This is a genomic window from Aeromicrobium sp. CnD17-E, from assembly GCF_024124745.1.
Classification (GTDB): domain Bacteria; phylum Actinomycetota; class Actinomycetes; order Propionibacteriales; family Nocardioidaceae; genus Aeromicrobium.
In genome coordinates, this window is record NZ_JAMXRU010000001.1 from 26,240 (window position 1) to 40,521 (window position 14,282).

Annotated in this window: 12 protein-coding genes; 6 read left to right on the forward strand and 6 right to left on the reverse strand. The window is 72.7% G+C overall.

Annotation, left to right across the window (positions count from 1 at the left end):
• Window positions 1-6 precede the first annotated feature (6 nt).
• The gene (locus NH339_RS00160; protein WP_253021364.1) at window positions 7-399 is read left to right on the forward strand and encodes a VOC family protein; all 393 of its coding nucleotides are present in this window, start codon (window positions 7-9) and stop codon (window positions 397-399) included.
• A gap of 4 nt (window positions 400-403) precedes the next feature.
• Here NH339_RS00160 and NH339_RS00165 read toward each other — a convergent pair whose 3' ends face one another.
• Complete coding sequence (locus tag NH339_RS00165) at window positions 404-1,189, reverse strand: HAD family hydrolase (protein ID WP_253021365.1); 786 nt, start codon at window positions 1,187-1,189, stop codon at window positions 404-406.
• The gene (gene serS, locus NH339_RS00170) at window positions 1,186-2,454 is read right to left on the reverse strand and encodes a serine--tRNA ligase (RefSeq protein WP_253021366.1); all 1,269 of its coding nucleotides are present in this window, start codon (window positions 2,452-2,454) and stop codon (window positions 1,186-1,188) included. The genes NH339_RS00165 and serS overlap by 4 nt, the downstream gene beginning before the upstream one ends.
• 222 nt (window positions 2,455-2,676) lie before the next feature.
• Here serS and NH339_RS00175 point away from each other — a divergent pair, with 222 nt between their 5' ends.
• Window positions 2,677-3,684, forward strand: coding sequence for a hypothetical protein (locus NH339_RS00175; protein ID WP_253021367.1), 1,008 nt, complete (start codon window positions 2,677-2,679; stop codon window positions 3,682-3,684).
• Window positions 3,685-3,764: 80 nt separating this feature from the next.
• On the opposite strand, the gene NH339_RS00180 is transcribed toward NH339_RS00175, so the two are convergent.
• The 3 genes from NH339_RS00180 to NH339_RS00190 form a co-directional block, all read right to left on the reverse strand.
• Window positions 3,765-4,457, reverse strand: a complete 693-nt coding sequence (locus NH339_RS00180) for a hypothetical protein (protein ID WP_253021368.1) — start codon at window positions 4,455-4,457, stop codon at window positions 3,765-3,767.
• A 126-nt stretch (window positions 4,458-4,583) separates the two neighbouring features.
• Complete coding sequence (locus NH339_RS00185) at window positions 4,584-5,519, reverse strand: DUF808 domain-containing protein (protein ID WP_253021369.1); 936 nt, start codon at window positions 5,517-5,519, stop codon at window positions 4,584-4,586.
• 87 nt (window positions 5,520-5,606) lie between these two features.
• Window positions 5,607-7,049 carry a CCA tRNA nucleotidyltransferase gene (locus tag NH339_RS00190; RefSeq protein ID WP_374208148.1) on the reverse strand — a complete coding sequence of 481 codons (1,443 nt, stop codon included), beginning with the start codon at window positions 7,047-7,049 and terminating at the stop codon, window positions 5,607-5,609.
• Window positions 7,050-7,162: 113 nt separating this feature from the next.
• Here NH339_RS00190 and NH339_RS00195 point away from each other — a divergent pair, with 113 nt between their 5' ends.
• Together NH339_RS00195 and murJ are read left to right on the forward strand one after the other, a co-directional pair.
• The gene (locus NH339_RS00195; protein WP_253021370.1) at window positions 7,163-9,253 is read left to right on the forward strand and encodes a DUF6049 family protein; all 2,091 of its coding nucleotides are present in this window, start codon (window positions 7,163-7,165) and stop codon (window positions 9,251-9,253) included.
• Entirely contained in the window at window positions 9,246-10,883 is a 1,638-nt protein-coding gene (murJ, locus tag NH339_RS00200; RefSeq protein WP_253021371.1) for a murein biosynthesis integral membrane protein MurJ, read from the forward strand. Before NH339_RS00195 ends, murJ begins: the two co-directional genes overlap by 8 nt.
• A gap of 13 nt (window positions 10,884-10,896) precedes the next feature.
• On the opposite strand, the gene NH339_RS00205 is transcribed toward murJ, so the two are convergent.
• Entirely contained in the window at window positions 10,897-11,817 is a 921-nt protein-coding gene (locus tag NH339_RS00205) for a siderophore-interacting protein (protein WP_253021372.1), read from the reverse strand.
• Between the two features lie 99 nt (window positions 11,818-11,916).
• On the opposite strand from NH339_RS00205, the gene NH339_RS00210 reads away from it, so the two are divergent.
• The gene (locus NH339_RS00210) at window positions 11,917-13,065 is read left to right on the forward strand and encodes a peptidoglycan bridge formation glycyltransferase FemA/FemB family protein (RefSeq protein ID WP_253021373.1); all 1,149 of its coding nucleotides are present in this window, start codon (window positions 11,917-11,919) and stop codon (window positions 13,063-13,065) included.
• A gap of 115 nt (window positions 13,066-13,180) precedes the next feature.
• The gene (locus NH339_RS00215; RefSeq protein WP_253021374.1) at window positions 13,181-14,227 is read left to right on the forward strand and encodes an alanine racemase; all 1,047 of its coding nucleotides are present in this window, start codon (window positions 13,181-13,183) and stop codon (window positions 14,225-14,227) included.
• Window positions 14,228-14,282 lie beyond the last annotated feature (55 nt).

Sequence of the window (14,282 nt, forward strand, 5' to 3'; positions counted from 1 at the left end):
ACGACGATGGCCAGCGGGCTGCACCACGTCGAGCTCTGGGTGGCCCACCTCGACAGCGCGCGACCCCGGTGGGCCTGGCTGCTCGAGCGGCTCGGGTTCGAGCTCGGCGACTCCTGGCCGGCGGGCTCCTCCTGGTCCGCCGGAGGCGCCTACCTCACCGTCACCACGCCGCCCGCCCTGTCCGGCGAGCCGCACGACCGCCGCCGGCCCGGCGTCAATCACCTGGCGTTCCGAGGCGGCTCACGATCCGACGTCGACGCCCTGATGGCCGACGCGCCGGCGCACGGCTGGCAGCCGCTGTACCACGACCGCTACCCGCGCGCGGGCGGCCCGCAGCACTACGCGGGCTGGCTCGAGGACGCCGACGGGTTCAAGGCCGAGGTCGTCGCGGACGACTGAGCCCTCAGAACCAGCGACGCAGCTCGGTGGCCAGCCCGTCCTCGAGCACCGTGCCGGTGACGTCGTCGGCCACGGCCTTCAGCTCGTCCGAGCCCTGGCCCATCGCGACGCCGCGTCCGGCCCAGCGCAGCATCTCGTAGTCGTTCATGCCGTCACCGACGGCGAGCACGTCGGCCCGGTCCACGCCGAGCCGCTCGCAGATTACCTCGAGGCCGGACGCCTTCGAGACGCCGTCGGGGGCGATGTCGAGCCAGGCCGTGTAGCCGATGTTGTAGTTCACCTCGTTCAGCCCGAGCCCGTGCACGAGCCGGCCGAACTCCTCGACGTCGTGCTCGGGGGCGCGGATGATGACGCGGGTGACCGGCTCGGCGACGAGCTCGTCGACCGTCTGGATGGTGACGGTGCCGTCGATCTCCCACTCCGGGAACGGCGCACTGATCCGGTAGCCGGTGCCGACCTCCTCCACGGCGACGAGCGCGTCGGGGATGTGCTCGAGCACGCGGCGCACGGCCTCGCTGGCGTCGAAGGTGACGGTGTGCACGACCTCGACGGGCGAGTACGTGTGCACGACCGCGCCGTTGCTGGCCACGGCGATGCCGTCGTCGAGGCGCAGGTTGCGGGCCGCGTCGAGCACACCCGGGATGGCGCGGCCGGTGGAGATGACGACGTGGACGCCGGAGTCCTTGATGGCGTGCACGGCGTCGCGCACCGTGTCGGTCATCCGGTTCTCCCAGTCGACCATGGTGCCGTCGACGTCGAGCGCGACGATCTTCGGACGCCAGCCCGTCATGCGCGCGCCCCGACCGGCTGCAGCACCTCGCCGAGGAAGGGGTGCAGTGCCGCCGGCAGACGCACCGAGCCGTCGGCCTGCTGCCCGTTCTCGAGCAGCGCGACGATGATGCGCGGCATGGCGCAGAGCGTGCCGTTGAGGGTGGCGGTCGGCTCCGTGCCGCCGTCGTCGAGCCGGTTGCGGATGTCGAGGCGACGGGCCTGGAACTGCGTGCAGTTCGACGCCGAGCTGACCTCGCGGTACTTGCCCTGCGTGGGGATCCACGCCTCGCAGTCGAACTTGCGGACCGCCGAGAGGCCGAGGTCGCCTGCGGCGACGTCGATGACCCGGTAGGGCAGCTCGAGCAGGTCGAGCCACTGCTTCTCGAAGCCGAGGATGCGCTCGTGCTGCGCGTAGGACTCCTCGAGCGAGGTGTAGACGAACATCTCGACCTTGTCGAACCAGTGCACGCGCACGATGCCGCGCGTGTCGCGGCCGTGCGAGCCGGCCTCGCGACGGAAGCAGGGGCTGAACGCGGCGTAGTGACGCGGACCGTCGAGGATCTCGTCGGAGTGGTACGCCGCGAGCGGCACCTCCGACGTTCCGACGAGGTACAGGTCGTCCTTCTCGAGGTGGTAGACGTCGTCGGCTGCCTGGCCGAGGAACCCGGTGCCCTCCATGGCCTGCGGCTTGACGAGCGCGGGCGGGATGATCGGCGTGAAGCCCCACTCGGCGGCCTTCGACATGGCCAGCTGGGTGAGCGCGAGCTCGAGCTGGGCGCCGACGCCGGTGAGGAAGTAGAACCGCGAGCCGCTCACCTTCGCGCCGCGCTCGACGTCGATCGCGCCGAGCAGCGTGCCGAGCTCGAGGTGGTCGCGCGGCTCGAAGCCCTCCGCGGCGAAGTCGCGCGGGGTGCCGACCTCCTCCAGGACCACGAAGTCGTCCTCGCCGCCGGGCGGGGCGTCGGGGGCGGGGTTGGGCAGCGCCTTGAGCAGCGTCGTGAACTCCTCGCCGGCTGCGGTCTGGTCGGCGTCGGCGGCCTTGACCTGCGCGCTGAGCTCCTTGGTGCGCGCGAGGAGCGCCTGCTTCTCCTCGCCCTGCGCCTGCGCGACCTGCTTGCCCATCGACTTCTGCTCGCTGCGCAGCGCCTCGAACGCGGCGATGGTCGAGCGACGTCGCTCGTCGGCGGCGACGAGCGCGTCGACGAGGGAGGGGTCCTCCCCGCGGCGCCGCTGCGCCTCTCGGAGGGACTCGGGGTCGTCTCGCAGGAGCCTGGCGTCGATCACCCCGTCAGCCTATCCGTGCCGGCCGCTCTCTCCCCCTCAGCGGTAGGTAGGACACCTCAACTGGGTCGGCGGTAGGTGTGCCACCCCATCCTGGCTTCGAAGGGTGGCACACCTACCGCCCCGACCCGGCCATCCACAGGTCCCGCACCGACGCGTCCCCAGTCGTCCACCGACGCCCGACGACGTCTTCACCCCGCCGGACGAATCCGCTGCACTCGAGGCATGGCCCGCAGAGCACACGTCCCCGCCGCCCTCGCCCACGGTCCCTTCCACGTCCGGGACGGTCGGGAGCACGGGCTCTCACAACGACAGCTCGACGGAGGCACCTGGCACAGGCTGCTGCCCGCCGTCTGGGTCCACCGCGACGTCGTCATGACGGAGGCTCTCCGGTGGACGGCTGCGCGCAAGTTCGCCCCACCTGACGCGCGGTTCACGGGCGCGACGCGACTCCAGCAGCTCGGTCTCGACCTCGGACCGCACCGACCGTTGCAGATGGTGGTGGCGCGAGACCTCCATCGCGCACACGGGGAGGTCTTCATCCACCGCACCGACGTCATGCCACCCCACGACGACGAGGGGGTGAGCGCCGAGGCCGTGTTCATCGAGATCTGTCGCGCGTTCTCGGTGCTCGACGCCGCCGCGGCGGGAGACTGGCTCCTGGCCCAAGGCCACCTGAACCGCAGCCGCCTCGTGGCGCTCTGCCGGCAACAGCCGTGGCGCGCCGGGGCCCCCGGAGCGCTCTGGATGCTCCCTCTGCTCGACCCGGCCGCCCGGTCCGTCCCGGAGTCACACGTCCGGGTCTACCTCCAGGTGGCCGGCCTCCCGAGACCCGAGATCAACGTCGAGGTCGACGTCGCCGGTCGACGACTGCTCCCTGACTGGTGGTGGCGACACCTTCGCGCTGCCGCAGAGTACGAGGGTGGTCATCACCAGACAGATCGCGCACAGTACGTCGCCGACATCGACCGGTACCGTCTCTACCGCCGCGCGGAGGTCGTCTACTGCCAGATCACCGCGGAGCTGAGGCGGAGTCCGCGCACGATGGTGCGGCGGGTCCACGAGATGCTCGTTGAGGCGGGGTACGACGGGCCCGCCCCCGCGATCGACGGCCTCTTCGACCTCGTCATCGAGGTACCAGCGGTCGCCATGGCGTTCCACGCGGCTCCGGTGCGGTGGCGCATCCCCGCACCGCACGTCAATCCTGCACCTCCGTCGTCGCCTCGGCGGTAGGTCCAGCACGCTTCGACGCTAGTCAAGGGTGTGGGACCTACCGCCGGGGGCGATTCGGTGGCGTACCTACCGCTGGGGGGTCAGGAGATGGTGACCGAGCCCTCGCCCTCGACGCGGTCGTCGTGGAGCAGCTCGCCCTGGGCGTCGACGGGGGTGTAGGTGACCTTGACGTCGAGCTTCGTGCCCTTCTCGTAGCGGAAGTTCTCGCCGTAGGAGAACGTCTCGCCCTTCCCGAGGGTGTAGACGGACGGGTCGGCGAAGGCGCCGGGGGCGACGCCGGACGTCTGGACGTCCTGCGCCTCGTAGAGGTCGTTGTCGGTGATGCCGTCCATGCCCTGCACGTACGGCCAGTCGACGTAGCGGGCCGAGACGTCGACGAGCGAGGAGCCGAGGTCGATCGGGTCGCCGGTGTTGGTGACGACGTAGTTGACGAACACGATCTCGTCGCCCACGGCGATGATCGGCTTGTTGTCCTTCGGGTCGACGAAGTTGCCGGTCTTCGTGGCCTTGGTGGTCCCGACCTGGTAGACGTCGACGGTCACGTCGCCGGCCTTGACGGTGCCGATCTTCGTGCCGGGGGTGGTGACGGGCTTGGCCCAGGCGGGCGCGCCCTCGGTCGACGTCGACTCCTCGGTCGCCTCGGCGCTGGGCGAGGAGCTCGCGGAGGCCGAGCTGCTCGACTCGACCTGCGGCTCGTCGTCGGACCCGCAGGCGGCGAGGCCCAGCAGGGCGAGGGTGGCGACGGCGGCGGTGCACGTGCGACGGATGGTCACGATGGTCTCCCGAATGTTGGTGGATCTTCCCAGACGGGACCCTAGCGACGTCGGGAGACGCCTCGACCACCGGAGGGGGGAGACCTGGACGTTCGTGCCGTTCAGTGCCGACCGCGGCCCGACCGCTCAGTGCCGACCTCGGCGGGGCACGAGGTGCAGCACGGTGACCACCAGCGCGCCGACCGCGAGCCCGAGGAGCGCGGAGAAGAACGTGTTCGTCAGCCACGCGAGGACGGACCCGAGGCCGCCGGCGACCGAGTCGTGCACGGCCTCCTCGGCGTGGTGGACCAGGTCGTAGAGCGCGTGCCACCCGAGGTCGTGGGTGCCGACGAGCAGGATGTGCCCGCCGACCCAGAGCATGGCCACGACACCGACGGCGGCCAGCGTGGCCAGCACCTTCGGCATCGCCTTCACGAGCCCCCGCCCGAGGGACTGCGCTGCCGACGACGACCGCTCGGTGAGCGCGAGGCCGACGTCGTCCATCTTCACGATGAGCGCGACCGCGCCGTACACCAGCGCGGTGATGCCGATGCCGACGACGGCGAGGATGACCGCCCGCGACACGAACGGCTCGTCGGTGACCTCCTTGAGCGCGATGACCATGATCTCCGCGGAGAGGATGAAGTCGGTGCGCACGGCGCTGCTCACGACGGCCTTCTCCTGGTCGGCGCCGCCGACGGAGCGGGGCTCCTCGGTCTTCGCGTGCCCGGACACCTTCTCCCAGAGCTTCTCGGCGCCCTCGAAGCACAGGTAGGCACCGCCGAGCATGAGCAGCGGCGTGAGCAGCCACGGCACGAACTGGCTGAGCAGCAGCAGCGCGGGAAGGATGATCACGAGCTTGTTGATCAACGAGCCCCGCGCGATGCGGCCGATGACCGACAGCTCTCGCTTCGGGTCGAGGCCCTGCACGTAGCGCGGCGTGACGGCGGCGTCGTCGACCACCACGCCCGCTGCCTTCGCGCTCGCCCGGCCTGCCGCGGCGCCGACGTCGTCGACCGAGGCGGCCGCCAGGCGCGCGAGCGCGGCGACGTCGTCGAGGAGGGCGACCAGTCCGCCGGCCATCAGAGGGCTCCCGCTGAAGTCATGAGGTCAAGGGTAGGCCCGCGGGGGCGGCGCGTCCTGACCGATCGAGGCCCGCCAGCGGTGACGTCAGGACCGGGCCGACCACCAGGCGCGCAGGGCCTCGGCGGCCAGGTCCTCGCCCAACGGTCCGCGGTCGAGGCGCAGGTCGAGCAGGAACCGGTAGGCCTCGCCGACCTCGCGGCCCGGGCCGATGCCCAGGAGCTGCTGGATCTGGTTGCCGTCGAGGTCGGGCCGGATGGCGTCGAGCTCCTCCTGCGCGGCGAGCTGCTCGATGCGGCGCTCGAGGTCGTCGTACGTGCGCTGCAGCCGCTGGGCCTTGCGCCGGTTGCGGGTGGTGCAGTCGGCACGGGTGAGGATGTGCAGCCGCTCCAGCTGGTCGCCCGCGTCGCGGACGTAGCGACGCACGGCGGCGTCGGTCCACTCCCCCGAGCCGTAGCCGTGGAAGCGCAGGTGCAGCTCCACGAGCAGGCTCACCTGCGCGATCTGCTCGTTGCTGAAGCGCAACGCCTTCATGCGCTTGCGCGTCATCTTGGCGCCCACCACGTCGTGGTGGTGGAACGTCACCGTGCCGTCGTCGAGGAAGCGTCGCGTGCGCGGCTTGCCGATGTCGTGCACGAGCGCGGCGAACCGGACGACGAAGTCGGGACGCTGCTCGAGCCGGTGCTCCAGCTCCACGGCCTGCTCCAGCACGGTCAGCGAGTGCTCGTAGACGTCCTTGTGGCGGTGGTGCTCGTCGGCGGTCAGCCGCAGCGCCGGCAGCTCGGGCAGCACGTGGTCGGCCAGACCGGTGTCGACGAGCAGGCGCAGCCCGGCCACGGGCTCGCGCCCGCACACGAGCTTGACCAGCTCGTCACGCACCCGCTCGGCCGACACGATCTCGATCCGGTCGGCCATCGCGGTCATGGCCGCGGTCGTGGCCTCGTCGGCCTCGAAGCCGAGCTGCGCGACGAACCGCGCGGCGCGCATCATGCGCAGCGGGTCGTCGCTGAAGGACTGCTCGGGCGTGACCGGCGTGCGCAGCACCCCGGCGGCGAGGTCGCCGAGACCCCCGAACTCGTCGACGAACTCGGCCGAGGGCAGCCGCAGCGCGAGGGCGTTGACGGTGAAGTCGCGGCGCGACAGGTCGCCCTGGAGCGTGTCGCCGAAGGCCACCTGCGGCTTGCGCGACGCCGGGTCGTACGCATCGGTGCGGTAGGTCGTGATCTCGATCTGGTCGTCGCCCTTGCGCAGGCCGAGCGTGCCGAACTCGCGGCCCACGTCCCACACCGCGTCCGCCCAGCCGGTGACGAGACGCTCGACGTCGTCGGGCCGAGCCGACGTCGTCAGGTCGAGGTCGCTGACCCGACGGCCGAGGAGCGCGTCGCGCACCGGCCCGCCCACCAGCGCCAGCTCGTGACCCGCTGTCGCGAACAGACCACCCAGCTCGGCGAGCACGGGGTGGTCGCGCAGCACCGCGTCGGCGGCGGCGCGCACGGCGAGGGCGTTATAGGGCGAGGAGGGGGCGGACACGGGCCCCGAGTGTAGTGCGCGCTGCCCGGTCGGCCCGGGGCCGTGCCAGCGCGACCGCAGCGCGCGCCGTCGAGGTGGCCGGAGCGATGGGGACCGACCACTACGATGGGCGGGTGACGAACCCGGCCCGACGTGTGCGTCCGGGCCCGGGACGTCTGGTCCGCCTGGTCGCGTGCGCCCTCGCGATGCTGCTCGGCGGCTCGTTGACGGTCGCCGTCGCGGCACCCTCTCAGGCCGCCGTCGACCCTGACGTGGCCGTGCGGATCACCGGCGTGAGCCCCACCGAGCTGCGCGACGGCGCCACCGTCACGCTCACCGGCACGATCACCAACCGCGGCAAGGAACGCTGGACGAAGGCGCAGGCCTACCTCGTGATCGCGCCGTCGCCGTTCACCACGCGCCAGCAGGTGAGCGACGCGGTCGAGAGCCAGGCCAGCTACACCGGCGAGCGCGTCGTCGAGCTCGACTCGATCGACGAGGTCGGCACCCTCGCCCCCGGCAGCACCCGACCGTTCCGCGTGCGGGTGCCCTACGCGCAGCTGCGCGTCTCCGACGCCGAGGGCGTCTACCCGGTGGGCGTCCAGGTGCTCGCGACCGCCGAGGACGGCACCCGCGACAACGCCGCGATCGCCCGCGCCACCACCTTCCTGCCGCGCCTCGACCGCGACTCGACGCGCGTGCCGGGCGGCCTCGTGTGGCCGTTCGTGCTGCCCGACCGCCTCGGCCCGTCCGGCACGTGGATGGACGCGCCCGACCTGGCCGAACGCGTCGCGCCGGGCGGCCAGCTCCGCAACCTGCTCGACCAGGCCCTCTCCGCACCCTCCGACGGCACGTCGCTCGTGCTCGACCCCGCCCTGCTGGTGGCCGTCGACGACCTGGCCGAGGGTCGACGCCTGCCGCGCGACGTACGTCTCGACGACGCTCAGCGCGAGGCCGCGCGCACGTTCGTCGAGGACCTCACGGGCCTGTCGCGACGGGTCGCGACGTGGACGCTCGGCTACGCCCGACCCGACTGGCTCGCGCTCAGCCGCTCCGACGCCCACGACCGGCTGATGGGCACGATCGAGCGGGCGACGTCGTCGGCCCTCGCGCAGTTCCAGGTGTCGGGTCGCCGGGTCACGTGGCCCACGCGAGGCGGCACGACGGCGGCGCTGATCGACCAGGTGCGCGGGAGCGGCGACCGACCCGTCATCGTCACCCGCGACGCCGTGCCCGACTGGGAGCCGCGGCTCGGCTCCGTCGTCACCCTCCGGTCGGACAGCGGACCGGTACCCCTCTTCGTCGACGCCGGGCTCGACGTCGGGGTGCCCGGCGGCGCGACGGTCGCGACGCTGCGTCAGCGGCTGCTCAGCGAGGCCGCGCTGGCGTCGCTCGAGCGCAGCGCCGACGCGGAGTCCAAGGCGGACGCGTTCGTGCTCGTCGACCCGCGCTGGAACCCCGGTGACACCGACGACGACGCCTTCGCCGGTGCCTTCGACCCCGACTTCGTCTCGCCCGAGGACCTCGAGGACCTCATGACGACCCGTCGCGCCGCGTACCGGGGCGACGTCGCGAGCACCGCGGAGGCGCGTCCGCTCTCGCAGGCACAGGTGACGGCCGTCGAGCAGCTGGCGCGCGAGGGTGGCGTGCTGGCAGGCCTGGCCGTCGAGGGCGACGACCTCGCCGCCCGCACCGACCGCACCTCGACGGGTCTGCTGTCGACCGCCTGGCGCTCCGACCGCGCCGAGGGCCTGCGCGCAGCCACGGGCGCGCTCGGTCGGGTGCGTGCGGAGCTGGGCCGGCTCGCCGTCGAGGGTCCGCCCGCCATCACGCTCTCGAGCGCCGAGGGCAGCTTCCCGCTCACGGTCAGCAACGACACCGACACCGCCGTGCGGGTGGGGGTGCGCATCAGCGCGAGCAACCCCGCGCTGCGGATCCCCGACGTCGCCCCGGTGCAGGTGGAGGCCGGCGAGCGACGCACGGTCACGGTGCAGGTCGACGTCGGCGACCAGACGTCGTCGACGCTGACGGCGCAGCTGATCTCGCCCGACGGGACCGCCGTGGGCCGCGCCGACTCCTTCAACGTGCGGTCGAGCCGGGTGGGCGTGGCCCTGTGGGCGCTCATGGGCGCCGCGGGGCTGTTCGTCCTGTTCGCGCTCGGCCGACGCTTCCTGCGCGGCCGCCGGGCCGCCACGACCCCCGAGGAGACCCCGACCGATGGCTGAGCGCAACGTCGCCCGCGCGAGTGCCGGCATGGCGATCGGCACGGTCGTCTCGAGGGTCACGGGCTTCGGCCGGCTGCTCATGCTCGCGGCGACCATCGGCACCGCGCTGAACGCCGACCTCTTCAACAACGCCAACACGGTGCCGAACGCGCTCTACATCCTGGTGGCCGGCGGCGTGTTCAACGTCGTGCTCGTCCCCCAGCTCGTCCGGGCGATGCGCAACGACGCCGACGGGGGCGACGCGTACGCCAACCGGGTCATCACGCTCGGCCTGCTGGTCCTGGGCGTCGCGGCCGCGGTCCTCACCCTGCTCGTCCCCGCGATCATGCACGTGGTGTTCGACGGGGAGCTGTTCTCCGACCGGAACGAGGCGCAGCGCGAGTCGGCGCAGCTGCTGATGTACCTGTGCATGCCGCAGGTGTTCTTCTACGGCGCCTTCGTGCTCGTCGGGCAGGTGCTCAACGCGCGGCAGAAGTTCGGACCCATGATGTGGGCGCCCATCGTCAACAACCTGGTGGCCATCGGCTCCCTGGCCGTGTACCTGGTGCTCTACGGCGCCTCGAGCGGCACGGGCGGATTCTCCACCGGGCAGGCGCTCCTGCTCGGCGGCGGCGCGACGCTCGGCATCGCCGTCCAGACCCTGGTGCTCGTGCCGTTCCTGCGGCAGGCCGGGTTCCGGTACGCACCACGCTTCGACTTCCGCGGGGTCGGCCTCGGCCACACGCTGCGCCTCGGCGCCTGGACGCTCGGCTTCATCGCGGCCAACCAGGTCGCGTTCATCGTCATCCAGCGGCTCGGCGTGGCGGGCACGCTCGCCGGAGAGCGGGAGGGGACCGCGGCCACCGGGTCAGCCGTCTACGAGATCGGCTTCCTGGTGAGCCAGATGCCGCACGGTGTCATCACGGTCTCGCTCGCGACCGCCATCATCCCGACCCTCTCGGCCCTCGCCTCGGAGCGCCGCTACGACCGCATGGCGCTGGAGCTGCAGCGCACCCTGCGGGTCACGCTCGCCATCATCGCGCCGCTCGCCGCCGCCGTCGGGTGTCTCGGCTGGTCGGCGGCGGCGGTGCTCGGGTTCGTGCCGACGCTGCGCCCGAACGCCGACGCCATCGGTCTCGCCGTCGCCGCGTTCGCGCCGGCCATGGTCGCCTTCACCATCCACTACCTGGTGCTGCGCGGCTTCTACGCCGACGAGGACACGCGGACGCCGTTCTTCGTCCAGCTGGTCGTCGCCGCGACCAACATCGTCGCCGCCCTCGTGCTCACCCACGACGTGGAGCCGCGCCACGTCGCGCCGATGCTCGCGCTGTCGTTCGGCATCGCCTACGCCGTCGGCGCGACCGTCTCGGCGACGCTGCTGTCGCGCCGCCTCGGTGGCCTGTTCGACCGCGAGACGCGCGTCTTCGCGGTCCGGCTGCTGATCTCGCTGGCCCTGGCCGTCGGCGCGATGCTCGGCTCCGTGGCCGCCCTCGACGCCGCGGGCCTCGACCGTGGCGAGCCCGTCGGCGCCCTCGTGACGCTCGTCGTGGCCGGCGGCCTCGGTGCCACGGCCTACCTGGTGGGCACGCGCCTGACCCGCATGCGGGAGCTCACCTACCTGGTCCGCTCGCTGCGCGGCCGCGGCGCCTGACGGGGACGACCGGCTAGAGGCCGGCCTTCTCGTAGATCTCCTCGATCGCGTCGAGGTAGGCGCCCTGGTCGGTCTCGGCCAGCTCGAGGTAGGCCTGGCGGGCCTTCGCGCCGACCTCCTCCGCGACCTCCTCGTAGCGGGCGTTCCACTTCTCGGCCTCGATCTGCCAGTAGCCGCAGGTGTAGAAGTCGGTCTGCGGCCAGCCGAGCGTGCGTCGCAGGAGCTTGCGGGCCGCGCGGCTGGCGCGCGCCTCGCCGGCCAGCCACACGTACCGACTGAGCGGCACGTCGTCGGTCGCCTCGCCGGCGGCAGGAAGGCCTCGTCCGGTCACGGCCGACTCGAGCGCACCGCAGATGTCGGTCTCGCGCTCGACGACGACCCAGCGGACGTCGACGTCGGCCGGGCTCGGCAGGCCGATGCGGTCGCCCTCGTCGGTGAGGACCACGACGGCCTCGACCCGCTGCCCGGGGCGCAGGTCGCGCAGGATGCGGGCCAGCGCGGGGAGTCCGGTGATGTCGGCCACGAGGAGCTGCCAGGCGGTGTCGACGGGCGCGGCGTAGAGGCCGTGCGGCACCATCATCCCGACCTCGTCGCCCGGCACGCAGCGCCTGACCCAGTCGGCACCCACACCGTGGTCGTGCACCGCGATGTCGATGTCGACCTCAGGCACGCCGTCGACGACCCGGTGGTCGGAGATCGTGTAGACGCGGGCGGCGGGCTCGACGGCGCCCTCGGGGACCCGCATGACCCAGTTCTCGTCGTAGGTGGGGATCGCGAGCTCGACCCCCTCCGGCGCGATCATCAGCCGCACGTACTCGTCGGGCACGCCGGTGGAGGTGAACTCCTCCGGACGCAGCGTGACCGTGACGAGGTGGGCGGACAGCCGCACCTTGCGCACGACGGTGGCCCGGCAGACCGGTGGGACCTCGCTCATGGTTCTCCTCCCCGGGCGGGACGACGACGGTGTGGCGTGATGCTTAGGCTAGCCTAACTGACCCTGCTCCCCGGACGCCGCGCTGGTAGTTTCGACCGGGTGAGCCCCTCCCCCGTGACCGTCCGCACGATCACCCGCGAGGAGCACCTCGACTTCGTCGCCGGGCGACCCTCCGTCTCCTTCCTGCAGACGCCCGCGTGGGCGCAGGTCAAGGCCGAGTGGGGGTCGGAGTCGGTCGGCTGGGTCGACGCGTCCGGCCAGGTCGTGGGTGCCGCGCTGGTCCTCTACCGCCAGGTGCCAAAGGTCAGGCGCTACCTGGCCTACCTGCCGGAGGGCCCGGTGCTGCCCTGGGTCGACGCGGGCGCCGACCTGGGCGCCTGGCTGGAGCCGCTGGCCGCGCACCTGAAGGCCAAGAAGGCGTTCGGCATCCGGATGGGGCCGCCGGTCGTGACCCGTCGCTGGCACGCGGCCACCGTCAAGGCCGCCGTGGCGGACCCTGCGCTCGGCACGCTCGGCGAGGTGCCGGCCGACGTGAACGACGCCGCAGCGCTCGCCGTCGCCGACCGGCTCCACGACCTCGGCTGGCGACGGCTCGCCACCGAGGGCGGGTTCAGCGCAGGCCAGCCGCAGTACAACTTCTGGCTGCCCCTGGCCGACGCCGACGGCACCCCCCGCACCGAGGAGCAGGTGCTGGCCGGCATGAACCAGCTGTGGCGGCGCAACATCCGCAAGGCCGCGAAGGCGGGCGTCGAGGTGACGCTCGGCGGCCGCGACGACGTGGAGGCGTTCCACCGCGTCTACGTCGAGACGGCCGAGCGCGACCACTTCACGCCGCGTCCGCTGTCGTACTTCCTGACCATGTGGGACGCGCTGACGGACGAGGACCCCGACCGGATGCGCCTGTACCTCGCGCACCACGAGGGCGACCTGGTCGCGGCGACCACGCTCGTGCGCGTGGGCACGCACGCCTGGTACTCCTACGGCGCGTCGACGTCGGCGAAGCGCGAGGTGCGCGGGTCCAACGCCGTGCAGTGGCAGATGATGCGCGACGCGCTCGCGGCCGGGGCCACGGTCTACGACCTGCGCGGCATCACCGACACGCTCGACCCGGACGACCCGCACGTGGGCCTCATCCAGTTCAAGGTCGGCACGGGCGGCGAGGCGGTCGAGTACCTCGGCGAGTGGGACCTCCCCCTCAACCGCCCCCTCTACGCCGCCTTCACCGCTTATATGAGGAGACGAGGATGAAGCGCGACGTGCGCGCCGTGCACGACCACGGCAGCGATGCACCCGCTGCGCGCACGATCGCGTTTCAGCCGAGCGACGAGTGCGGCGACGCAGGATCCGATATGAGGAGACGAGGATGACGTTCGAGCTGCACGTCGACGTCGAGCGCTGGCGCGGTCATCTCAAGACTGCGGCGGAGCGTCTGCCGGGGCTGGTCCCGGTGATCAAGGGCAACGGCTACGGCCTGGGTCGCGACCGGCTCGCCGCGGAGAGCGCGGCGCTCGGCGCCGACACCGTCGCGGTCGGCGTCTACGCGGAGGTGCCGGAGGCGCTCGAGGCGTTCAGCGGCGACGTGATGGTCCTCGGCCCATGGCGCCCGTTCCTCGACGGCGCCGCGGTCGAGCAGGCGCTCGCCGACCCTCGGGTCGTGCACACGGTGGGCCGGGTGGCCGACGTGGCGGCGCTGGCCGAACGCGCACCGGGTGCGCGGGTGGTCGTCGAGGGCGAGACCTCGATGGCGCGCCACGGCTTCGACCGGCACGAGCTCGCCGCTGCGGTGGCCGCGCTCGGCGACCTCGAGGTCGTGGGCTTCGCCGCTCACCTGCCGATGACCGGGAGCAACCTCGCGGAGGCGGAGTCGTGGGCGGCGGCCCTGGAGGCGTCGCAGCTCGACACGACGACCTTCTTCGTGTCCCACCTCAGCCCCGGCGAGATCAGCCAGCTGCGCGAGCGCCGGCCCGGGCTCACCGTGCGCCCGCGGGTCGGGACGTCGCTGTGGCTCGGCGACCTCGGTGCGCTCGACGTGCGCGCGAAGGTGCTCGACGTGCACCGGGTCTCCCGCGGCGAGCGGGTGGGCTACCGGCAGCGGCCGGTGCCCCGCGACGGCTACCTGCTCGTGATCTCCGGCGGCACCAGCCACGGCGTCGGGCTCGAGGCACCGCGCTCCAGCGCGGGCGTGGTGCAGCGGGGCAAGACCCTCGCCAAGGGCAGCCTCGAGGCCGCCGGCCTGATGCTCAGCCCGTTCACGGTCGACGGCCGGCAGCGCTGGTTCGCCGAGCCGCCGCACATGCACGCGTCGCAGGTGCTGCTGCCCGCGTCGGCCACGGCCCCGGCCGTCGGCGACGACGTGCGCTGCGCCGTGCGGTTCACGACCGCCACCTTCGACCGGGTCGTCCTGGACTGACCTCACGCCCACGACGCGGACGCGGCGGTCACCCCTCGGGGTGACCGCCGCGTCG

Bases quoted from the DNA above. Each gene is read 5' to 3' on its own strand.
- NH339_RS00160 (WP_253021364.1), top strand. From the start codon at position 7: ATGGCCAGCGGGCTGCACCACGTCGAGCTCTGGGTGGCCCACCTCGAC.
- NH339_RS00165 (WP_253021365.1), bottom strand. From the start codon at position 1,189: ATGACGGGCTGGCGTCCGAAGATCGTCGCGCTCGACGTCGACGGCACC.
- NH339_RS00175 (WP_253021367.1), top strand. From the start codon at position 2,677: ATGGCCCGCAGAGCACACGTCCCCGCCGCCCTCGCCCACGGTCCCTTC.
- NH339_RS00185 (WP_253021369.1), bottom strand. From the start codon at position 5,519: ATGGCCGGCGGACTGGTCGCCCTCCTCGACGACGTCGCCGCGCTCGCG.
- murJ (WP_253021371.1), top strand. From the start codon at position 9,246: ATGGCTGAGCGCAACGTCGCCCGCGCGAGTGCCGGCATGGCGATCGGC.
- NH339_RS00205 (WP_253021372.1), bottom strand. From the start codon at position 11,817: ATGAGCGAGGTCCCACCGGTCTGCCGGGCCACCGTCGTGCGCAAGGTG.
- NH339_RS00215 (WP_253021374.1), top strand. From the start codon at position 13,181: ATGACGTTCGAGCTGCACGTCGACGTCGAGCGCTGGCGCGGTCATCTC.